The 21,604-nt window shown below is 51.3% G+C and carries 23 protein-coding genes; 5 read left to right on the forward strand and 18 right to left on the reverse strand.

Features of this window, described 5'->3' with window-relative positions:
• Positions 1–54 precede the first annotated feature (54 nt).
• The 3 genes from tsf to AC2JF8_RS06780 all read right to left on the reverse strand — a co-directional run bounded on the left by tsf (position 55) and on the right by AC2JF8_RS06780 (position 2,961).
• Positions 55–930: a translation elongation factor Ts gene (gene tsf, locus AC2JF8_RS06770; protein ID WP_500762270.1), complete on the reverse strand. Its 876-nt coding sequence runs from the start codon at positions 928–930 to the stop codon at positions 55–57.
• Positions 931–967: 37 nt separating this feature from the next.
• Positions 968–1,774, reverse strand: a complete 807-nt coding sequence (gene rpsB / locus AC2JF8_RS06775; protein ID WP_500762272.1) for a 30S ribosomal protein S2 — start codon at positions 1,772–1,774, stop codon at positions 968–970.
• A 155-nt stretch (positions 1,775–1,929) separates the two neighbouring features.
• Positions 1,930–2,961 carry a GIY-YIG nuclease family protein gene (locus tag AC2JF8_RS06780; protein ID WP_500728948.1) on the reverse strand — a complete coding sequence of 344 codons (1,032 nt, stop codon included), beginning with the start codon at positions 2,959–2,961 and terminating at the stop codon, positions 1,930–1,932.
• 59 nt (positions 2,962–3,020) lie between these two features.
• Between AC2JF8_RS06780 and AC2JF8_RS06785 the strand changes: the two genes are divergently transcribed.
• Both AC2JF8_RS06785 and AC2JF8_RS06790 read left to right on the forward strand, forming a co-directional pair.
• A complete protein-coding gene (locus AC2JF8_RS06785) occupies positions 3,021–3,635 on the forward strand; it encodes a lysophospholipid acyltransferase family protein (RefSeq protein WP_500762275.1) in 615 nt (204 codons plus the stop codon).
• Positions 3,636–3,730: 95 nt separating this feature from the next.
• Entirely contained in the window at positions 3,731–4,909 is a 1,179-nt protein-coding gene (locus AC2JF8_RS06790) for a class I SAM-dependent methyltransferase (protein WP_500728951.1), read from the forward strand.
• A 61-nt stretch (positions 4,910–4,970) separates the two neighbouring features.
• On the opposite strand, the gene AC2JF8_RS06795 is transcribed toward AC2JF8_RS06790, so the two are convergent.
• The 5 genes from AC2JF8_RS06795 to AC2JF8_RS06815 form a co-directional block, all read right to left on the reverse strand.
• Positions 4,971–6,371, reverse strand: a complete 1,401-nt coding sequence (locus tag AC2JF8_RS06795; RefSeq protein ID WP_500728953.1) for an FAD-binding oxidoreductase — start codon at positions 6,369–6,371, stop codon at positions 4,971–4,973.
• Positions 6,372–6,494: 123 nt separating this feature from the next.
• Positions 6,495–8,285 (reverse strand): ABC transporter ATP-binding protein, encoded by a 1,791-nt coding sequence (locus tag AC2JF8_RS06800; protein WP_500762277.1) that lies wholly within the window; start codon positions 8,283–8,285, stop codon positions 6,495–6,497.
• A 1-nt stretch (position 8,286) separates the two neighbouring features.
• A complete protein-coding gene (locus AC2JF8_RS06805) occupies positions 8,287–10,041 on the reverse strand; it encodes an ABC transporter ATP-binding protein (protein WP_500762279.1) in 1,755 nt (584 codons plus the stop codon).
• A 71-nt stretch (positions 10,042–10,112) separates the two neighbouring features.
• The gene (locus tag AC2JF8_RS06810) at positions 10,113–10,328 is read right to left on the reverse strand and encodes a YneF family protein (protein ID WP_500728957.1); all 216 of its coding nucleotides are present in this window, start codon (positions 10,326–10,328) and stop codon (positions 10,113–10,115) included.
• A 69-nt stretch (positions 10,329–10,397) separates the two neighbouring features.
• Positions 10,398–10,646, reverse strand: coding sequence for a DUF896 domain-containing protein (locus AC2JF8_RS06815; RefSeq protein ID WP_500762281.1), 249 nt, complete (start codon positions 10,644–10,646; stop codon positions 10,398–10,400).
• Between the two features lie 144 nt (positions 10,647–10,790).
• Here AC2JF8_RS06815 and lexA point away from each other — a divergent pair, with 144 nt between their 5' ends.
• Positions 10,791–11,414 (forward strand): transcriptional repressor LexA, encoded by a 624-nt coding sequence (gene lexA, locus AC2JF8_RS06820; RefSeq protein WP_500728959.1) that lies wholly within the window; start codon positions 10,791–10,793, stop codon positions 11,412–11,414.
• 228 nt (positions 11,415–11,642) lie between these two features.
• Positions 11,643–11,939, forward strand: a complete 297-nt coding sequence (locus tag AC2JF8_RS06825) for a hypothetical protein (protein ID WP_500728960.1) — start codon at positions 11,643–11,645, stop codon at positions 11,937–11,939.
• Between the two features lie 238 nt (positions 11,940–12,177).
• Here the strand turns inward: AC2JF8_RS06825 and AC2JF8_RS06830 are convergent, their stop codons facing one another.
• The 7 genes from AC2JF8_RS06830 to ylxM all read right to left on the reverse strand — a co-directional run bounded on the left by AC2JF8_RS06830 (position 12,178) and on the right by ylxM (position 16,948).
• A complete protein-coding gene (locus tag AC2JF8_RS06830; protein WP_500762284.1) occupies positions 12,178–12,942 on the reverse strand; it encodes a nucleoside phosphorylase in 765 nt (254 codons plus the stop codon).
• Positions 12,943–13,039: 97 nt separating this feature from the next.
• Entirely contained in the window at positions 13,040–13,387 is a 348-nt protein-coding gene (rplS, locus tag AC2JF8_RS06835) for a 50S ribosomal protein L19 (protein WP_500762287.1), read from the reverse strand.
• A 114-nt stretch (positions 13,388–13,501) separates the two neighbouring features.
• Positions 13,502–14,227 carry a tRNA (guanosine(37)-N1)-methyltransferase TrmD gene (gene trmD, locus AC2JF8_RS06840; protein ID WP_500762289.1) on the reverse strand — a complete coding sequence of 242 codons (726 nt, stop codon included), beginning with the start codon at positions 14,225–14,227 and terminating at the stop codon, positions 13,502–13,504.
• Positions 14,217–14,732, reverse strand: coding sequence for a ribosome maturation factor RimM (rimM, locus tag AC2JF8_RS06845; RefSeq protein WP_500762291.1), 516 nt, complete (start codon positions 14,730–14,732; stop codon positions 14,217–14,219). Before rimM ends, trmD begins: the two co-directional genes overlap by 11 nt.
• Before the next feature lie 68 nt (positions 14,733–14,800).
• The gene (gene rpsP / locus AC2JF8_RS06850) at positions 14,801–15,073 is read right to left on the reverse strand and encodes a 30S ribosomal protein S16 (RefSeq protein WP_500728965.1); all 273 of its coding nucleotides are present in this window, start codon (positions 15,071–15,073) and stop codon (positions 14,801–14,803) included.
• A 102-nt stretch (positions 15,074–15,175) separates the two neighbouring features.
• Positions 15,176–16,603: a signal recognition particle protein gene (gene ffh, locus AC2JF8_RS06855; protein WP_500728966.1), complete on the reverse strand. Its 1,428-nt coding sequence runs from the start codon at positions 16,601–16,603 to the stop codon at positions 15,176–15,178.
• A 3-nt stretch (positions 16,604–16,606) separates the two neighbouring features.
• Positions 16,607–16,948, reverse strand: coding sequence for a YlxM family DNA-binding protein (gene ylxM / locus AC2JF8_RS06860; protein WP_500728967.1), 342 nt, complete (start codon positions 16,946–16,948; stop codon positions 16,607–16,609).
• Positions 16,949–17,301: 353 nt separating this feature from the next.
• Between ylxM and AC2JF8_RS06865 the strand changes: the two genes are divergently transcribed.
• The gene (locus AC2JF8_RS06865) at positions 17,302–18,729 is read left to right on the forward strand and encodes an APC family permease (RefSeq protein WP_500728968.1); all 1,428 of its coding nucleotides are present in this window, start codon (positions 17,302–17,304) and stop codon (positions 18,727–18,729) included.
• Positions 18,730–18,782: 53 nt separating this feature from the next.
• Here AC2JF8_RS06865 and rsgA read toward each other — a convergent pair whose 3' ends face one another.
• The 3 genes from rsgA to AC2JF8_RS06880 all read right to left on the reverse strand — a co-directional run bounded on the left by rsgA (position 18,783) and on the right by AC2JF8_RS06880 (position 21,412).
• Positions 18,783–19,691 carry a ribosome small subunit-dependent GTPase A gene (gene rsgA, locus AC2JF8_RS06870; protein ID WP_500762293.1) on the reverse strand — a complete coding sequence of 303 codons (909 nt, stop codon included), beginning with the start codon at positions 19,689–19,691 and terminating at the stop codon, positions 18,783–18,785.
• Complete coding sequence (locus AC2JF8_RS06875) at positions 19,618–19,800, reverse strand: hypothetical protein (RefSeq protein ID WP_500762295.1); 183 nt, start codon at positions 19,798–19,800, stop codon at positions 19,618–19,620. The genes rsgA and AC2JF8_RS06875 overlap by 74 nt, the downstream gene beginning before the upstream one ends.
• 76 nt (positions 19,801–19,876) lie before the next feature.
• Positions 19,877–21,412 carry an ATP-binding cassette domain-containing protein gene (locus tag AC2JF8_RS06880; RefSeq protein ID WP_500762445.1) on the reverse strand — a complete coding sequence of 512 codons (1,536 nt, stop codon included), beginning with the start codon at positions 21,410–21,412 and terminating at the stop codon, positions 19,877–19,879.
• Positions 21,413–21,604 lie beyond the last annotated feature (192 nt).

Genomic DNA, 21,604 nt, shown 5'->3' on the forward strand with positions numbered 1-21,604 from the left:
CTTTAGTTGGTGTGGAAAAACTAATCCCCACACTCTTTTTGAGTTAATCAAAAATTACTTCATTTGTTCTTGAACTTCAGCAGCAAAGTCTTCCTGCTTCTTTTCGATGCCCTCGCCTACTTCGTAGCGGGTGAAGCCGGCAACTTCGCAGCCTTGCGACTTAGCGTATTCTGCAACGGTCATGTCGCCATCCTTGACGTAAGGTTGGTCAACCAGGCAGATTTCGCTCAGGTACTTGTTGACCCGACCCTCAACAATCTTAGGAATGATGTTGGCAGGCTTGCCTTCATTCTCGGTTTCCTTGGTGAAAACTTCCTTTTGCCGGTCAAAGTCGGCCTTAGGAACGGATTCCTTGTTCAGGTACTCGGGGTTGATTGCTGCAACGTGCATGGCGATGTTCTTTGCGACTTCTTCGCTGTTGCCCTTAAGGGTAACGAGGGCAACAATTGCGCCACCGTTGTGCTTGTATGCACCGAACACTTCGTCGTCGCTCTTGGAAATCAGGTCAAACCTTCTGAGCGTGATCTTTTCGCCGATAACAGCGGTCAGGTTGGTGATGGCGTCGCCGACAGTAGAACCATCCATTGGTGCCTTCAAGGCCTCATCAACGCTAGCAGGTTTCGCAGCCAAGATTGCCTTAGTTACATCATCAACCAGCTTGATAAACTTGTCGTTTGATGATACGAAGTCGGTCTCTGAGTTGACTTCAACCAGGGCTGCCGTGTTGCCGCTGAATGCAAACTCAGCAAGACCCTCGGCAGCGATGCGGCCACTCTTCTTAGCAGCCTTGGCAACGCCGTTTTCCCTTAAAATGTCAATTGCCTTTTCAATGTCTCCATCGGCCTTAACCAAAGCCTTTTTAGAGTCCATCATTCCGGCACCAGTACGATCACGTAGCTCTTTAACTTGTTTAGCAGTAATATTTGCCATTAATGTATCCTTCCAAATAAAAGCTTAACAATAAAAATTAGTCTTTGTCTGCGTCGTCTTCGGTTGCAGCTTCATCAGCCTTGGCAGCTTCTTCCGTGCCTTCTGCTTCAGCATCCGCGCCGTCCTTGGTCATTTCAGCTTCTGCGCTTTCGCCTTCGTCAGCGCCCTGCTTGCCTTCGATTACGGCATCGGCCATTGCGCCGGAAATCAGGCGGATAGCACGGATAGCGTCATCGTTTGAAGGAATGACAACGTCAATAGGATCTGGGTCAGTGTTAGTGTCGACCATGGCTACAACCGGGATGCCCAGGATGTTGGCTTCGTGAACGGCAATCTTTTCCTTTTTCGGATCAACTACGAACAAAACGTCAGGGATTCTTGGCATGTCTTCGATACCGCCCAAGAATCTTTCCAGCTTGTCCATTTCTTTAGTCAAAAGCGAGGCTTCCTTCTTTGGCAATACATCAAAGGTACCGTCTTCTGACATCTTCTTTAAATCTTTTAATCTTTGTACCCGACTCTGGATGGTCTTCCAGTTAGTCAAAGTACCACCAAGCCAACGTTGGTTAATAAAGTATTGACCAGCACGGGTGGCTTCTTCAGCGATGGAATCTTGGGCCTGCTTCTTTGTACCAACAAAGAGAATTACGCCGCCATCTTGAGCAACAGCTCTGACAAAGGCGTAAGCATCGTCCAACATATTAATGGTCTTTTGCAAGTCGATGATGTAGATGCCGTTTCTTTGGGTAAAGATGTACGGCGCCATCTTCGGATCCCATCTTCTTGTCTGGTGACCAAAGTGGACACCAGCTTCAAGTAATTGTTTCATTGAAACTACTGACATAATAACTTCCTCCTATGGTTTTAAACCTCTCAAGCGGTCACCTCAACGTCTCACCATTGTCTGGCACCAAAACGTTGATCGCCCCTGATGTTTTATACATGCATGCCATTTGGCATACCTTAAAATGATACTAGATTTAGGCCTAAGTTGCAAGGCTAAAAATCAACTCCCCGGGTGCGCAAAAAGTTTTCCTTCCACGTCCGCGAATGATGCTTGAACCAGTATTCACGCTTCAGTGCCAATTTTTTGTCCGAAAACTGCTCGTGATAAATCATCTTGACCGGCCGGCGGGCCTTGGTATACTTGGCCCCCTTGCCGCTGTTATGCGCCGCCAAGCGCTTGGCGAGATCATCGGTAAAGCCCCCGTAAAAACTGCCGTCGCGGCACAAGAGGACATAAAAATAATACGATTTTTGTTCACGGCGCTTCGCCCTGTTCTCCGGCGTTTCGCGAATAATCCGCTGAATCTGCGGTAGGTAGCTGCCGTCTTCACCGTGGACCACAAGCGCATCCCTGAGAACCAGGCCGTCGCTGGCCGTGTGTTTCACCGCCTCGACGACAACCAGGTTGCTGTCCTCGCCGCGGTGGGCAACGTAGGGCTGCACCACTTTGACGCTCAGATCGTGATTGATGCACAGATAAGCAATCTCACCCAGCCGTTCCGGCCGGTGCACCATGAAGAATTTGCCCTTCATCTTCAATAATCCGCTGGCAACGCTGATAATTTCTTCCAGGTTGATTAGGAGCTCGTGGCGAGCGATGGCCTTTTCGCGGTCGGGGTTAACCTTGTGCTCGGGGCTGACCTTGAAGTACGGCGGGTTGACTACAACGACGTCATACGAATCTTTGCGCAAAAAGGCGGCGGCGTCCTGCACGTTTTTTTGAAAAACCGTGATGCGGTTCTCCATCTGGTTTAGCTCAACAGACCGCCGTGCCTGCGATGCGATGTCTTCTTGTATCTCCACCGCATCATACCTGGCCCGGTTGAAATACGCCATGTACATGGTAGCGGCGCAGTTGCCCGCGCACAGATCCGCGACCTTTGAATTGTCCCGGATTGCCTCCTTGGCAGCAGCTGCCAGCAGCAGCGTGTCCAGTGAAAAACTGAAGGATTCCTTGCTCTGGATGATTTTGAGCTCATCGCTGTACATGTAATCAATCCGTTCATTCTTGTGCAAATTGTCCATAAAAATTTTATCCTCTCCTCAGGCTCTGTTATAATATTTTACAACAATTGGAGGAGATTATGTTTTACCACTTTATTCGCCCGGTTGCCCGCTTCATCGTGTGGCTAATCAACGGGCACCTGCACGTTAATCACCGCGAGCGCATCCCTGACGGCAACTATATCCTGGCGGCACCGCACCGCACGTGGTGGGAGCCCATCCTGTTTGCCCTCGCTGGCAGTCCCAAGGAATTCATGTTCATGGCCAAAGTCGAATTGTTTAAGAATCCACTGCTGCGCTTTATCCTGAGGCATGCACACGCCTTCCCCGTGGACCGTGCACATCCCGGTCCATCAGCGTTGAAAATTCCCATCAGCGGTTTGAAGAAGGGGAATTATTCGCTGATTATCTTTCCTTCCGGGACCCGGCACTCTGAGGAATTAAAGGGCGGCACCATCGCGATTGCCAAGCTTTCCGGCAAGCCAATCGTGCCGGTTGTCTACCAGGGGCCACTGACCTTCACGGGGCTCTTAAAGAGGAGACCGCTTGAAGTCTGTTTCGGCGAGCCCATCCGCGTTGACCGCAAAATGAAGCTGACCCATGACAACGAAGAAGTGGTTGACCAGCAGATGAAGGAGGCCTGGGCCCGACTTGATCAGGAACAAAATCCGGCCTTTCACTACCATGCCCAATAAAGGATTAAACGAGATTGAAGCCCCATAGGCTGCAATCTTTTTTTCTGGTGTTAGAATAACTAATATTCATTATTTATTATGGAGGGGTTAGTCAATTGTTAGAGAAGACTTTTTATAAACGGATGTTGAGCAACTCGTTCCCTTTCCCCGTGAGGGTAACCTACTGGGATGGCAAGAGCGAGGTATACGGAAACGGCAGCCCCAACATCGAAATCATTTTTAACGAGAAGATACCGATTGCGTCCATTCTGAACAATGCAGCGCTGACACTAGGCGAGGCCTACATGGACAAGCGCATTGAGGTCAAGGGCAGCTTGCAGCGGTTGATTTGCGGTGCCTACGAAAGCAGCAGCAGCTTTTTGCGTTCCAAAAAGTTCCGCAGGTTCCTGCCGCACGACAAGCACACCGAAAAGCAGAGTGAGCAGGACGTGCAGAGCCACTATGACATCGGCAACGACTTTTATAAATTATGGCTTGACCCTACCCTCACCTATTCCTGCGCGTATTTTGCCGATGACAACCACGATGACCTGGAAAAGGCGCAGCACGCCAAGATTCACCACATACTCGATAAGCTGCACCCGCAAAAGGGCAAGACGCTGCTTGACATCGGCTGCGGCTGGGGCACGCTGATGCTGACTGCCGCCAAGGAATACGGCCTCAGGGTGACCGGCGTGACCCTGAGCGAGGAGCAGTACAAGCTGGTGCAAAAGAAAATCTACGATCAAAACCTGCAGGATGTAGCCGAGGTAAAGCTTGAGGACTACCGCGAACTGGGTGAAGACGAGTGGGACTACATCACTTCGGTCGGCATGTTTGAACACGTCGGCAAGGAGAACCTGGGCCAATACTTCCAAGACGTTGCCAGGTACCTCAAAAAAGACGGTATTGCACTAATCCACGGCATTACCCGCCAGCAGGGCGGCGCCACCAACGCCTGGCTCGACAAGTACATCTTCCCGGGCGGCTACATCCCGGGATTAAGCGAAAACATCGAGCACATCGTAGCCAGCAGCCTCCAGGTAGACGACGTGGAGATGCTGCGGCGCCACTACCAACGGACGATTGAAATCTGGGACCAAAACTTTATCCGGGCCCGGTCCACGATTCAAAAGAAGATGGGTGAACGGTTCACGCGCATGTGGGACCTCTACCTGCAGGCGTGCGCCGCATCCTTTGAATCGGGCAACATCGACGTTGTCCAGTACCTTTTGAGCAAGGGTCCGTCGGGCCAAAACCTGCCGCTGACCAGAAACTACATGGTTACTAACTAGTCTTGATTAAACAAAAAAAGAGCATGAAGCCAATTCATGCTCTTTTTGGTTAGAAGCAAACTTATTTCTTAAAAATCTTGTCCGGGTTGAGTATGTAGTTTGGATCAAACAGCTTCTTGACGCTCCTAAGCAGCTCGGTGTAGTCGTGACCATAGAAGTCCTCGTAGTAGTTTGCGCGGGCGTAGCCAATGCCGTGTTCACCCGACATGTTGCCGTTCAGATTCTTGGCGGTCTTGTACAATTCAGAAATAACTTTGTCGCTGGTCTTGGCATATTCTTCATCGCTCATGTCGTCCGAGCAGAGGTAAATGTGCAGGTTCCCGTCACCGGCGTGGCCGAAGTTAGGGATTCTGATGTTCAGTTCCTTCTCCAGTTCTTCAATCCGATCCAGGACTACCGGAATGTGATTAATCGGCACGCACACGTCGATTTCGTCCATCTTTGGCGTCGAACTCTGGATTGCCAATAGCAGCTCTTCGCGACACTTCCAGACCGTCTTGGCCTCTTCCGAGTCGGCACTCATGACGATTGCCTTGCCGGCCTTAAACTTTTTAACGGCTTCAAGCGTCTGCTCCAGTTCAGCGCGCCACTCGTCCTCAGTGAAGGAGTCGATGCCGATAATGATGAAGCCGTTGCCGGCTTTGATCGGGAATTCGGTTTTGGCGAATTTTTCCCACAAGTCAATGACCTTGCGTCCCATGAATTCAACGGTCGTCGGCACCACCCCGGAAGCCAAAATTGCCGGGACGGAGCGGATGGCATCATTCAGCGTCGGGAATGGAATAACCGCATTGATTGACTTGCGCGGTTTGGGGTAAAGCCGGATGGTGATTTCGGTAATGACGCCAAGGGTACCTTCAGCACCAACAACGAGGTCCCTGAGCGAGTAGCCTGAGGACGACTTAACGGCCTTTGAACCGAATTTGTACATCTTGCCGTTAGTCAAAACAACCTTCACTTCACGGATGTGCTCACGCGTAACGCCATACTTGATTGCCTTTAGCCCACCGGCGTTCGTTGCCGTGTTGCCGCCAATCGTTGCCCAGTGCATGGCAGGAGCGGGCATGTAAGCAAACGGCTTGTCTTCCAGGTATGCGTCAAGGTCGTTGAGTCTCATGCCGGCCTGAATGGTCATGGTCAGGCTTTCCGGACTATATTCCAAAACCTTGTTCATCTTAATCATATCAAGTGAAATACCCCCCTCAACGGTCAGGTTCGCACCCATCAACCCGGTTGAGTTGCCGCGCGGCACCAGCGGAATATGATTGTCACTTGCGTACTTAACGACGTGCATTACCTCTTCGTTAGTGATCGGTTGAATAACCAAATCCGGCATTGCCTTAAAAGTTCCAAATTGATCGTGGTCCCAGTGCGCATTAGGGGAAGTAACAAAGCGCTCCGGATCGGAAATAAATTTCCGCAAATTGTCACGGTCGGTTTGATTAATCTTATGGTATTCCATAGTAGTCTCCTTCTTATTTATCAAAATTCACAAATTCAGACAAAACTATATTTATAATCTACTACTTTATGTAACCGTTATCAATAGCGCTTTCAAAAAATACTTTTCACAAATTGTCAAAGACTACTTCTGGCCGTTTTGCAGAGTATACAGGTTATAGTAATAACTCTTATGGTTTAACAGTTCTTCGTGCGTGCCCCGCTCAACGATGCGCCCGTTGTCGAGGACGATAATTTGGTCAGCATCAACGATGGTCGATAAACGGTGAGCAATCGCCAGGGTCGTCCGCCCCTGACGCAGGCGCCTTAAGCCCTGCTGGATCAACGTTTCGGTCTCGGTGTCCACGCTTGCGGTGGCCTCATCCAAAACCAAAATCTTGGGATCAGTAACCAGTGTTCGGGCAAACGAAATCAGCTGCCGCTGGCCCTGACTAAATTCGCTGCCCCCCTCGCCGACCTGGGCGTGGTATTTGCCCGGCAAGTTGGCAATGAAGCGATCGGCCTGAACCGTTTTAGCAGCATCTTCAATCTGCTCATCGGAAATATTTTGGTTATAGAGCCTAATGTTAGAGTTGATGTCACCGTAAAACATGAACGGTTCCTGCAGCACCAGCCCCATTTTTTTGCGCAATTCGGCCTTCGGGTATTTTTTAATGTCAACGCCGTCGATTAAAACCTGCCCCTGGTAGAACTCGTAAAAGCGCATCATCACGTTGATGATTGAGCTCTTGCCCGAGCCCGTATGACCAACAATTCCAAGCGTTTCACCCGGGTTGACGGTAAAGGAGATGTCGTGCAGAATCTCGTTTTGGCCGTCATACGAGAAGCTGACGTGCTTAAACTCGATCTTGCCCCGGGCAATCGTTAGTCCCTTCTGGGCATCCTGTGCGGGTTCATAGTCGGTGTTGTCCAGTATCCGGAAGATGCGCTTGCCCGCAACAATGCCGTCCTGGAAGAACGTCATCTGGTCCATCATGTTGGAAATGGGGTTAAAAAACTGTGAAATATACTGCGAAAAGGCGTAAACGACGCCGGCGGGCACGAACGTTGAGCGCAGCGGAAAGCCGAAGTACATCAGCGTCAGGGCCAGGGCCAGCGAATAAAGCAGGCTGGTCAGCGGCGACAGCAAAAGCGAGTTCAGGTTGATCATGTTGAAGCGGGTCTTCATCAGGGCCGAGTTTTCCCGCTCAAAGTTGCCGGTCATGCGCTCTTCCTGCTTGAACTGCTGGATCAGGGAAACGCCCTCAATTGATTCGTTCAGGTTCGTGTTGATCCGGCTGAGCCGCTCCCGGTAGTTGCGGTAGAGCTTAGAGGAGCGCCTTGAATATGCCCAGATAATGAGCAGGAGAAACGGCAGAAAGGCCAGCACGATTACCCCGGCCCAGAAGTTGGTCGTAAACATTGCGACCATCGCCGAGATGATAGAAAAGAAGGATATAACGACACTGGATAAAACCGTTAGAAAGTTGCTCAGGGTCATCGTGTCATTGGTCACCCGCGACACGATTGAACCGGCCGGCGTCTGGTCAAAGTAGCGCATGCCCAGCGTGTGCAGCTTCTCATAGAGCGCGGCCCGCAGGCCCTCCAGCGATTTTTCCGAACCCAGGGCAAAGAAGTACTCGTACGTGAACTGTAAAACGCCCTTGATCACTGAACCCAGCGCGTAAAGCAGCCCCGCAAATATGATTACCTGCGTAGTCACATCGGCCTTGACAAGATAATTATCCAGGAAGTACTGCAAACCGTAAGGCAGCAGCATGTTAATGACACTGACTAAAAAGGCGCCAATGCCCGCAACAATCATCTCGTTTTTGAAGTGCAGCACAAAACCCAAAAGGCGCTTAAAGATGCCGAGCTGCTCTTTGACCGGGATTTCTTGGGACCAAACGGATTGGTTCATGTTCTGTTCATCCATATTATTCGCCCACCTTTTCTTCTATTTCCTGTCTCTGCCACATGTCGGCATACCAGCCCCGTTCAAGCAGCAGCTGGTCGTGGGTCCCGCGCTCAACAATGCGGCCGTTTTTCAGCACCAGTATCAGGTCGGCGTTCATCACCGACGTCAGCCTGTGCGTTGCAATCAGCGTGGTCTTGCCCGCACGCTCTCTACGCAGCGAGTGCAGGATTGCCTGCTCTGTTCTAGCGTCAACCGCCGACAACGCATCGTCTAAAACCAGTATCTGACTGCTCTTCAGCAGGGCGCGCGCAATCGACATCCGCTGTTTTTGGCCACCGGACAGCGAGACGCCGTTCTCCCCGACTAGCGTGTTGTAGCCGCCCGGCATTTGCAGGATGTCATTGTGCAGGTCGCTCTTTTTAGCGGCCGCAACAATTGCGTCCGTACCCGTGTTGGCATCGGCGAACGCAATGTTCTTTTGAATGCTGGTTGAAAACAGGTAGTTGTCCTGCGGCACGTATGCAATCTGGCGCAGCAGCACGTTCAGCGGGATCTCGCGGATGTCATGGCCATTCAGCGTTATTTGGCCGTCGTAGCAGTCAAACTCACGCAGAAGCAGCTGAATTATCGTGGTCTTGCCCGCTCCCACCTTGCCGACAAGCCCAAGCGTTTGCCCCGTTTTCAGCGTAAAGTCAACGTTTTTCAGGACCGTAATCTGCGGCTCATCGGGGTAGGCAAATGACTTAACCTGAAACTTCAGGTCGCCCGCAATGTCGCCGGCACCTAAACTTTCGTCGGCATTTTGATCGGTAATTGCCGGCTTCTCGTCGAGCAGCTTTTCAATACGGTCGTAGCTGGCGCTGCCCCGCTCCAAAATGTTAAAGAGGTAGCCAATCGCAAACATCGGCCACACCATGTTGCCGATGTAGGCAATAAAGGAAACCAGCTGGCCAATTGTTAGAACCTTGCTGCTGACGAGCAGACCACCGTAAATAATCGTGATTGTGTAGGTCAGACCGATGAGAATCGTTCCCAGCGGGTCAAATAGCGCATCCCACTTGAAGACGCGCTTGTTGATCGTGATCGTATCATCGATCATCTTATCGAAGGCTGCAGTGTCGTCTTGACCCTGGCCAAAAGTCTTGAGCACCTTAATCCCCGAAACGGATTCCTGCGTCTTGTTGTTCAGACGCGAAAAGGCTGCCTGCGACTTGTCGAAGGCATCATGGAGCTGGTCGCCCAGTTTCCACGCCCCCCAGGCCAGAAACGGCAGCGGCAAAAGCGCCACGACCGTCAGGCGCCAGTCGACAAAGATAATCATGGCAACCATCGTCGAGACGCTCATGATCAGCGAGTCAACCAGGGTCAAAACACCCTCACCGGCAACTTCTTGAACGGCGGAAACGTCATTGGTTGCATGGGCCATGAGGTCCCCGGTCCGGTGCCGCTGGTAAAAGGTGCGGTCCATTTCCATAAAGTGGGCAAACAATTTCGAGCGCAACTGCAATTCCAGTTCCGCGGAACCGCCCCAGATCTGCCGGCGCCAAAAGTAACGGAAGCCATAGAGCAGGAGCGCCGCCAGGATTATTGCCAGGATCAACAGGCCATACTCCTGCCAGCTGATGTGGCCCAGTTCCAACTGGTCGGCCATTAGCCCCAGAATGCGGGGCGGCACCAGGTTGACTACCGAGGTCAAGGCCAAAAAGGCAATGCCAATCAGGTAGCGCTTCTTTTCTTTTTTAAAAAACCAGCCTAGTTTAAAAAATATTTTCATAGCTCATCTATCTTCCATAAATAAAAAGGCGGAGACAATCCTCCGCCTTTATTCTCAATCGTGCAAGACCATTATTTTTGGTGCTTCATCATGTTCATCACCTGGTTAACCTTCTTGGCCGAAGGTTTTTGGCCCATCTGTGACATCATGGCAACAATCATGTCTTCATTGATTGGTGGATTATCCTTAAAATACTTCTTCATGTATGCTCTTGCACCGTAAAAACCGCCAATTAGGCCCAGCAACAGTGCTATTACAATTAAAAAGACTGCTAATCCCATATTCATAAAATGTTCACCTCAATTTGTCCAATAGTTATATCTTACCTAAAAATTAAGTAAAATTAAAGATAAACGTTAATCTTTTCTTAAACCTTTTTCCCGTTGGGCCCGTTTGGCCTTTTCAGACGTTACCTCACGTCCGTTTTTATCAATCAGAACCAGGTTTTCAACGTCCCGCTTAAAGCCCGCGCGGAAGTTCTTGATGAACTTTTGGTGTAACTCTTTACGCTCATCTTCCTCCTCAACGCTCAGTCCGACGGTCTTTTTCTTATGGTACAGTTCGTTGATGCGGTTGATCAACTTTTTTTCTTCGTCTTCAGTCATTATTTACACCCCTTATCCTAAAAAGTCTACCTTATTTCGTCCAATAAAAAAAGTTTAATTTCTTAGAACGTTTGTTTGCGCTTATGCCAGATATTTGCTAAAATATGCTTATCAACAGTTTGTCAAGTGCAAGGGAGCAAAATTATGACCAACATTCAGGATAATAAGCAAGTGCAAATTCTACGCTACATCTATGATACCGTCCAAAAGCGGGGGTTCCCGCCCACCGTCCGCGAAATCTGCCACGCGGTTGACTTGTCGTCCACTTCGACCGTTCACGGCCACCTCTCCCGAATGGAACGCAAGGGCCTGATCATTAAGGACGCAACGAAACCGCGCGCACTGGAAATAACCGACGAGGGCAAGAAGCTGCTTGGGCTCAAGCCAACCGAAATTCCCGTTGTCGGGGTCGTCACGGCCGGTCAGCCCATTTTGGCGGTGGAGGACATTGAAGACTACTTCCCGCTGCCGCCCGACCTTGCCAACGATGCGGGCGACCTGTTCATGCTGCGGGTACACGGCGAGAGCATGATCAATGCCGGTATTCTGAACGGCGACAATGTTATCGTACGCAAGCAGAGCACCGCGACCAACGGTGAAATTGTTGTCGCCATGACCGATGAGAACGAGGCCACCGTCAAGCGTTTCTACAGGGAAAAGGATCACTTCCGCCTGCAGCCGGAAAACGACACGATGGCACCGATCATTCTGGAGAACGTGCAGATTCTGGGCAAGGTAGTCGGCCTTTACCGCAGCAATATTTTCTAGCTGCTACTGCCCGAGTTGTTTCTCCCAATCTATTCGGGCAAACGGGCTCTTGCCCTTCAATACAGCCGTTTTGCCAACTCATGAATTCCACAATTCAGGGGTTGGCCGGACGGCTTTTTTGTTGCAGAAGAAATCGTGCGCTGCCCCCTCTTGCCTGTCCGTTAGCGGCGGCGCCGCCTTGACGTCGGGGTGCAGCTGGTGCTTTAATTTTGCAAAGGAGAAAAATCAATGAATTACTTAACCTGTTTCTTAACCATTTTATACGGCGGCATCATGGGTTTGGCGGCGCTGGCAGCCCACAAAACTTTGCCCGTCTGGCTCGTTGCAGCCAATTTTCTGCTGGGCGCTGGCGTCGTCCTTGCCGGGCTAACGGACCGGCCCACAATCGTTACGGGTTTCCTGCTCGCCCTTTTAATTGTCGCCGCGGTCAACGGCATGGCACTCCACCATCGGGTTGACTGGAGCCACTGGCTCGTCCGCTTCTTCCTGACCATCCTGCTGATTGGGCTCAACCTCAATTTTTAGTTGATTTAAAGGACGCAAGAAACGCATGCGGGACGGCTGATGAAGGGGCAGGCGCCGCCTACCACCTGCCAAAAGCGGGATGCGGGACTTTCCACATCTACTGTATAATCACGCTTCACAAATACTGGGCCTGGTTTAAAACAATAAAGCCTGTCAAACCAGCATTATTGTTTTTGCTTGTGAAATTTCCATCCGTTCCACGGTCGTTTCATGGCTGCTGCTTTTCACAAAGTTGGGACTAGGGGTTATCCAGAATCTGGGCTGCAAGGTCAAGTGCCTCTTCGTGTGCGTCCCTGCCCCAGCCCCGTCCTGCATGCTGGTCCAGGTCACTGAGCGAGTCCGCCGTAAACAAAACCTGGGCAAAATCAACGCCGCGGAATTGTGCACAAGCCGCCAGTGCCGCGCATTCCATCTCCACGCAGGACGCGCCCAGGGCCTTAAACTGCTGGGCCTTTTGCGGCGTTTCCCGGAAGAAGCCATCGGTAGTCCAGGTCGTGACCTCCTTGACCCGCACTCCGTTCGTACCCATCAATTTTTCCACGCGCGTCAAAAAGGACGACCGCAGGTCAATGAAATTCTGCGCTGGCGCATAGTGCATGGACGTCCCCTCGTCGCGAATTGCCCTCGTTGGCACCAAGAAGTAGTTTTCGGGCAGGTCGACCAAAACGCCGGCCGATCCGATTGCCAGTACCTGCCTAACGCCGTAGCCAACCAGCCAGTCCAAAAGCTGTACGGCTGCCGGGGCGCCCAATTTAGCCTGGCAGAACGTGACCGTTTCGTTTGGCAAGTCAACCGCGTAGATTGGCGTCAAGCCCTCAAAGCAGTCGAACTGGCCGAGGACGCGGTGCGGGTGCTGGGCCAAAAAAGCGTCAATGGCATCGCTTGTGATAAAGGCAAACAGCAACTTGGCCGGAAAGTGGTAGTGCGTTTCGGCCTTTTCGTGGTCGGGTTCGATGACGGCGCGCGGGCTAGCATCAAAGTCCGCCAAAAACAAGTTTTCCATAGTAGTTTCCTCCACAAATTATATTGCTATCGATTTTACCATAGCCAAAAAAAGAGAACCACCCCGCAACAGGATGGTTCTCTTTAATTTAAGCGGATTAACGGCGCTTTTCTGCAATTCTAGCAGCCTTGCCGTGACGATCACGCAGGTAGTAGAGCTTGGCACGACGTACACGACCGTGACGCATCACCTCAACCTTCGCTACACGCGGGTCGTTAACCGGGAAGGTACGCTCAACGCCAACACCGGAGGCCATCTTACGAACAGTGTAAGTAGCACCAATACCGGCACCCTTCTTCTTGATAACAACGCCTTCATACATCTGAATACGCTCGTGCGTTCCTTCAACAACGCGGACGTGAACACGAACAGTGTCACCGGCGCGGAAATCAGGAATGTCATCACGCAATTGTTCTTTGGTCAATTCTTGAATTAATGGATCCATTTTTTTCTCCTTCTACGGCATTCATGGGCGCTCTTTAGCCCCAGCGGAACACCCCTAATTATTAGTGCAAACAAAATTGCACCTTGATTATTCTAGCAAACAAATCCGCTGAAATCAAGCGCGGTCCTCCTCACGCTTGACCTCTTCCAGCATCTTCTTCTCCGCGCTCGACAATTCATACTTTGCCAATAGGTCAGGGCGGTGCAGGTAGGTTGCACGCAGCGCCTCCTTGTGGCGCCACGCGGCAATCTTCTGGTGGTTGCCGGACAAGAGCACCGCCGGCACCTTCATCCCGTCCAGGTCTTCCGGTCTGGTGTACTGGGGGTACTCGAGCAGGCCGTGGGCAAAGCTTTCCTCAACGGGCGACGCGGCGTTGCCCAGGATGCCGGGAAGAAGACGCACCGTTGCGTCAATCATGCTCATGGTCGGCAGTTCACCACCGGTCAGGACGTAGTCGCCAATCGAAACAACCTCATCGGCCAGGTCGTACACCCGCTGGTCAAAGCCCTCGTAGTGTCCGCAAATGAAGGTCAGGTTTTCTTCCTGCGACCACTCCTGGGCCATCTTCTGGTTGAAGGTTTGCCCCTGCGGCGCGGTGATGATCACCTTGCCCTTAACGGCCACCGTGTCAAGGGCCTTCTTGATTGGCATGACCTGCAAAACCATGCCGGCACCGCCGCCATACGGCGAATCATCCACGTGGTGGTGCACGTCGGTGGTGAAGTCACGGAAGTTGATCAGGTTGAGCTGCCACTTGCCGTCTTCCAGGCCCCGCCCCAGCATCGACGTGGTCAGGGGCGTAAACATGTCCGGAAAGAGAGTCAAAACGTTAATCTTCATCGCGCAAACCCTCCAGTAGTTCAACGTAGACCTTCTTATTGGCAACGTCAATTTTTTTCACGACCTGGTCGATATAGGGAATCAGGTACGTGCGGCCGGATTCCTCGGTAACTTCCCAGACGTCGTTGGCTCCGGGAGACTCGATGCTGGTGATCGTGCCAAAAAAATGCCCCGTCTGGTTGTCAATCACCGTGCAGCCAATGATATCGCGGTAGTAATACGCCCCCGCGGGCAATTCGTGCTGGTCCTCTTCACTAACGACCAGGATCTTGCCCCTGATGCGCTCGGCTTCATTAATGTCAGTGATTTGGGCAAACTGCACCAGCCAAAACTGCTTGAAGGGGCGACTGCTGCTAACCGTCAGCACCTGGCTCTCGTTACCCTTGAGCGCCAATTTGCTGCCCGGGGCAAAGCGCTCGGCGGGAAAGTCCGTGATTACCTTGACTTTCACTTCACCTGCCAGACCATGTGTCGTCAATACTTGCGCAACATCGTAAAATTGCATTTTTTCTCCTAGTCAACAAAGAAAAAAGTTTGAAGCAGCTGGCTCCAAACTTTTAACTGACAAATTCATTATTTGGTGAATTTTGATTCATGCAGCTTCTTCATTAAGCCGGCACCTGAAAGCAGTGACCGAACAGTGTCTGAAGGCTGTGCGCCCTTCTTCAACCATTCAAAAATCTTTTCTTCATCAAGTTTCAGTTCTTTTGGTTCTGAAACTGGGTTGTAGAAACCAACTTCTTCGATGAAACGACCGTCACGAGGCATTCTGGAGTCCGCAACAACGATTCTGTAGAAAGGCTTTCTCTTGGCACCCATGCGGCGCATACGAATTTTTACTGACATAATTAATTCCTCCTAAAAGTTACGAACATTAATATAGCACTTTTTTTGATGGGTGTAAAGTGTTTTTACTTAACAGGCAAAACAACCATAGACGCCTGCTAATTATGAATGATAACGTTTGACCTTCAGACGTTTTTTCTTGTTTTTCTTAAACTTCTTGCCCATGTGGCGCATTGCCATCTTGGCCATCGGCGAGTCCATTCCCGGCAGCTTGTCCATGCCCTTGAAGTTGCCCTTGGTGATCTTGCTCATCATGTCGCGGGCCTGCTTGAACTGCTTAATCATGCGGTTAACCTCGACAATCGGTCGACCGGAACCCGCCGCAATCCTCCTTCTGCGACTCGGGTTGAGCAGTTCCGGATTTTCGCGCTCCTGCGGGGTCATGGAAGAAACGATGGCCTTGACGTGCGTAATCTGACTTTTATCAAAATTAATGTTCTTAAGCTGGGGGTTGTTGGCCATGCCCGGAATCATCTTCATGATCTGGTCCAATGGTCCCATCTTCTCAACCTGGTCCAGTTGGTCAACAAAGTCGTTGAAATCGAAGGTGTTTTCCTTCATCTTTTCGGCAACTTCCTCGGCCTTCTTGGCGTCATAGTCCTCCTGGGCCTTCTCAATCAGGGTCAGCATGTCGCCCATGCCGAGGATTCTTGAGGCCATCCGGTCCGGGTAAAACGGCTCCAGGTCGGTCAGCTTTTCGCCCTGACCGGTGTAGATGATCGGCTTGCCCGTGACGGCCCTGATCGAAAGGGCCGCACCACCACGGGTGTCGCCGTCGAGCTTGGTCAGGATGATGCCGGTAATGTCCAGGCGGCTGTCAAAGCCCTTGGCAACGTCCGTAGCGGCCTGACCGGTCATCGCATCAACGACCAGCAGAATGTTGTCGGGCTGGGCTACCTGCTTGACCTGCTCCAGCTCTTCCATCAGCGGTTCGTCAATTTCCAAACGGCCGGCGGTATCGATGATAACGTAGTCGTTCTTATTTTGCGCGGCCTGCTTCAGGCCGTTTTCAACGATCTGCGCAACGTTCTTCTGGTCCCTTTCGCTGTATACCGGTACCTGCAGCTCATCGCCAATCTGCTGGAGCTGGTCAATGGCTGCGGGGCGGTAGACGTCGCCGGCAATAAAGAGCGGCCGTGCCTTTTCCTGCTTCATCAAGCGGCTGGCCAGCTTGCCGACCGTCGTCGTCTTACCGGTACCCTGCAGGCCGACCATCATGATAACCGTCGGGATGTGTTTCGACTTGTTCAAAGTTGCGGCACTCGTGCCCATCATCTTGGTCAATTCATCGTTGACAATCTTGATGACCTGTTGACCCGGATTCAGACTCTCCTGGACCTCCTTGCCCAGTGCCTCCTCCTTGATTTTCTTGATAAAGTCCTTGACCACCTTGAAGTTAACGTCGGCTTCAAGCAGAGCCAGTCTGATCTCCCGGCTGGCAGCATTAATGTCTTCCGCCGAAATTTTGCCCTTGCCCGTTAAATTGCGCAGCGCCTTCTGAATTCTTTCACTCAAATTTTCAAAAGCCATGAATTACTCTCCCCTCATTTTCGTCAATAATTCGTCGATTCTTTGTCTGGCTTTTTCTGGTTTCCCCTGCTTTAGCAGTCCAGAAATACCCGTTAATTCTTGCTCAATATCATCATAGTCCCGCTTCAGGTGCAGCTTAGCTTCATAATTGCCCAAAAGCTTGCGGCAGCGCCGCAGGTTGTCATAGACCGCCTGGCGCGACACGCCGTGGTTAGCCGCAATCTCGCCCAAAGAAAGATCATTGTAGTAATAGTCAGAAAAATAATCCTGCTGGTTCTGGGTGAACAGAGCACCGTAATATGCGTACAGGTCGCCTAATTCTTCATTTTTTTCGAGTTCATTCATTAACTTTCACCTTGAACCAGTATAGCAAAAATAGCGGCTATTGACGATTGAAAAAGCCAAGATTAGGCCCCCCAATTCCGTAAATCTTGCTTTTTGGCCTGAATATCTGTATGATTACCATTGATTATTTTTAACAACCAACTTATTATTTTTAATATAATGATGTTATTAATGTTAAAATATTTTAATTACGGCGCTTAAAGTTTGACCTGAGTGCCGTCTTTTTATTTAATCCTGCAAGGGTCACTAAAAGCATGACTACTTCGCACAATGCCAGTCACGTTAACGGTTACTCCGCGCTCCGGATTGCCGCCTTTTAGCGCCCATCTTAGTAACAAAGGAGTATATTTTACGTGAATTTATGGAAAGCAATGAACCGGAAAGAAGATCCCAGCATCTACCAGCAAAAAGACGGGCGGCTGGTTCGGACGCTCAAGGTGCGGGACTTTCTCGCCCTCGGGGTGGGCACAATCGTGTCAACGTCGATTTTCACCTTGCCCGGTGAGGTGGCAGCACTGCACGCCGGGCCCGCCGTTGCCCTCTCCTGTATCATCGCTTCGATCGTTGCCGGCCTTGTTGCCTTCGCCTACGCCGAGATGGCGGCGGCAATGCCGTTTGCCGGCTCCGTCTACTCGTGGATCAACGTCATCTTCGGCGAATTCTGGGGCTGGATCTCCGGCTGGGCCCTTCTGGCCGAGTACCTGATCGGAATGGCCTTCATCAGCTCGGGGCTTTCCGCCAACCTGCGGGCCCTGATTGCGCCCTGGGGCTGGAAATTGCCGCGTGCACTGGCCAACCCGCTCGGCGTTAGCGGCGGCATCCTTGACTTGGTTGCGCTGATTGCCATCGTAATCGCCGCCATTCTTGTTAGTTTTGGCGTTTCCAAGGCTTCACGCGTCGAAAACATCCTGGTCGTCGTCAAGGTATTGGCCATCCTCTTATTTGTGGTCGTCGGCCTCACCGTAATAAGAAAGGCCAATTTCTTGCCCTTCATTCCCCACTACCGCCAAACGCCACACGGACCTTTCGGTGGTTGGCAGGGAATTTATGCCGGCGTCTCGATGATCTACATTTCCTTTTTGGGCTTTGATACGATTGCGTCTAATTCGGCGGAGGCGGTCAACCCGCAAAAGACGATGCCCCGCGGCATTATCGGCTCCCTTCTGATTGCCGTCGTCCTGTTCGTTGCCGTCAGCCTGGTACTGGTCGGCATGGTGCCCTACCATCAGTATCTGAACTCGGCCGAACCCGTTGGCTACGCCTTAAGACAAACGGGCTATGGCAAAATTGCCGTCATCGTTCAGGGTATCGCCATCTTAGGCATGTTCACCGCGCTGATTGGTCTTGCCATGGCCAGTTCCCGCCTCGTCTATTCCTTCGGCCGCGATGGCATGATGCCGAAGGCGTTAGGAAAATTGAATAAAGACCACCGCCCGGCTAACTCGCTTTGGACCGTCGCAATTATCGCGATTGTGATCTCGGCCTTCATCCCCTTTTCGTTTCTGACCCAGCTTGTTTCCGCAGGAACGCTCATTGCATTCATGTTTGTTTCCATCGGCATCTACAAATTGCGCCCGCGTGAGGGGCTCGACATCGCTGACCCGGCCTTCAAGGTGCCCCTTTACCCGGTTCTGCCCGGTCTCGCCTTTCTGGGCTCTTTAGCGGTCTTCTGGGGCCTTGATAGCCAAGCCAAAAAATACATGCTGGGCTGGACCATCATCGGACTGTTCATCTACTACCTGTATGGAATCCGCCATTCGGCAATCATCACCAAACAGTAAATTTAATACTCAAAAAGCCGCGAGCAGAAATTACGCTCACGGCTTTTTTGTGCCTACATCGGGGGCTTGCGGTAGCGGCGCTTACTGACTGCCTCTTTTTTGCCTTCCGCCTTGCGCCGCAGCTTTTTGGCCGTCTTCACGTCCAGATATCCTTGAGTCCTGTTCCCTTCTGCCTGCAGTTCGATGAATTGTTCATAGTCGCGCGCGTCCAGCTGGCCGTTCTCAACGGCGGCACGAACGGCACACCCGGGCTCATTATTATGCCTGCAGTCACGGAAGCGGCAGTTTTGGGCTAATTCAACGATTACGGGGAAAACTTGGGCCGCGTTGCTTGTCCCGACGCCCACGCTCTTGATGCCGGGCGTGTCAATCAGGACAAAGCCACCGCGCGCAATCGGAATAAGCCGCGAAGAGGTCGTCGTGTGCCGGCCCTTGTCGGTCTTGGCACTGATGCTGCTCGTTGCCATTACCTCTTCGCCCGCAACCGCATTGACCAGTGTCGACTTGCCCACGCCCGAATTGCCGTAAAACGAGACCGTTTGACCAGGCAAGATGCTGGCCTTGAGCCCATCAATTCCCCCACCCGTGACGCTTGACGTGCAAAAAACGGCAACGCCCAATTCCGCCGCAAGCCTAGCCGCCAATTCACCGCTTGCCGGATTAAGGTCCGCCTTGGTCAAAACTAGGGACGTTTGGTATTCCTCATCTTTTTGGAAGGCGTAAAGGTAGCGCTTGATCCGCGTATCCTTAAAATTCTTGTTCAGCGAGATGCAAATGAATAGCTGGTCGAGGTTGCTGGCAGTATCCTTTTCGACGGCGTGGTACTCTTCGCCTGTTATGCGGCCCAAGGTGCTGTAACGCGGCAGGCGTTCATTAATGAGGTCGAAGTCAACTTGCCACCCAATCGCCCACCAAGAACCGCTCCGTGCGGTCCTTCGGAATGGCAGTATATTCGCTGCCATCGAGGTGCAGCACTTTGCAAACGCCCGCCGAGTTGAGTGCAACGCGTGCTAGCGTCAGGCTGCCTGCGACTTGCACGTGCTTTTTATATGTATCTAAACCTAATTCCATGTTTAACCCCTATAAAAAGCAGCGTTTGACGATGGCAGGCAACTTTTTCCTGCAGTCTTGCCACCGCTTTCAACGTTTAACTAACCTTTATTAGCTGCTTATCTTCTAATTTATACGCATGCGTAAACTCATTCTGCAAATCTTCCGGAATATGGTGATCAATCTCGACCACGGTCAGGTCGGAACCCAGAATTAATTCGTGAATTTCGTGTGCGGTTTGCGGATCTAATGAAGCGGTACCCTCGTCAATCAGCAGGAAATTGCGGTTATACAGGAATGCCCGGGCCAATTCAATCCGCTTCTTTTCACCGCCCGACAGGTTGGTCCCGTCTTCCTTGATGACCGCGTCCAGGCCAATCTTCTCGACCAGCGGTGTCAGGCCCGCTTCTTGAACGGCATGCGCTAGTTCCTGTTCAGAAAAATCCCGTCCCAGCGTCAGGTTGAAGCGCAGGGTATCGTGAAAAATGTTGGAATCCTGGTTAACCTCCCCGAAGTAGTCGGGGCGCGGGGCGATGGCCGTGCCGTCCGGCTGGATCAGTTCGACTCGACCCCGGCTAGGCTGCAGGACGTGGTCAATCAGCTTAAGCAGCGTACTCTTGCCCTGACCGCTGCGCCCGGTCAAAAGGATCTTCTCCCCGCGCCTAACCGTCAGGCTGGCGTTTTGCACAATGGGTTTATCTGCATAGCCAAAGGTCACATTGTCTAAATATAGCTCCTTGAAGTCGATTGTTGTCAGCTGGTCGCTTACTTCAGACTGGGGCAGCTTTTTAATCTTTTCCAGCTTGCCCAGAAGCGGCTTAGCCGAATTAATTGTTGTCATCGACTGGTTAATGGCTAAGATTGAGTTGACCACCCAGGTACTGGAATACTGGACCATGATAAAGGAAGAAAGCGGCAACCGGTGATCTAGAACAAACAAAATACCGATTCCGATGGGCAGGTACGACAGGGCATAAGCCAAGATGCCAGCCAGCAAGTTGCTCATAGCAATCGTATTCTCCCGCTTTTGCTTAGCAGCGGCAGTGGCGGTAATAGCCTTCCTACCCTTTAGTAAAAAGAAGGGCATAGCGTTGTAGTGCAGAATCAGGTCGATGTGCTTAAGGTAGTCCGACATGAAACCCTTGTACTTGCCCACGCTGGCACTCCACGCCTTGGAACTAAGCATGACGCGCTTGGCCATAATCCTGGGAGCGACTGCCGAAATAACCGAGAAACACATGAAGACCAAGGTTAGCAGGAAGTTGGCGTTTAGAGCCATGACCAGGCAAAGCAGCAGGTTAACAATACTAGTAATTAATTTAAAGATTTCCTTGACGTAATTATTCTCGACCAGCTCTAAATCATTGGTGACAAAAGACAGCTTGTCGGAAACCGATCCCTTCTGCCGGACAAAGTCGGAAGAGAGCAGGTCGCTGCGCACGTTCCGGTTAAAAAGGTAGATGTTCCGGTTCAGGGTCCGCTCATACAGGTAACGAGCAAACGTCAAAAGAATGGTAGCCAGGACAATCAGACTAACTTCGACCACCACCCGCCTTTTATCGGCGGCCTCAACCATGGCAAAGATCTGCGAATAGGTCCACGTGCTGAAGGGCGTATCCAGGCCCACAATCACGGTCAAAATATTTTTTCATAATTTTCCATTCCTTGCGTTATTTTAGAAGGCCCCTTGCCTATCGTTACAAGCCATAGTGCAGATGCTGCAGCAAAATACAACGAAACAATCTTTTCTTAATTATAGAATATCTTATTAATATTTCAATGTTAAACTAATATTTTTTTAATTAAGTGCAACAAAAAACGATTC

Source organism: Lactobacillus sp. CA30L (assembly GCF_059900845.1).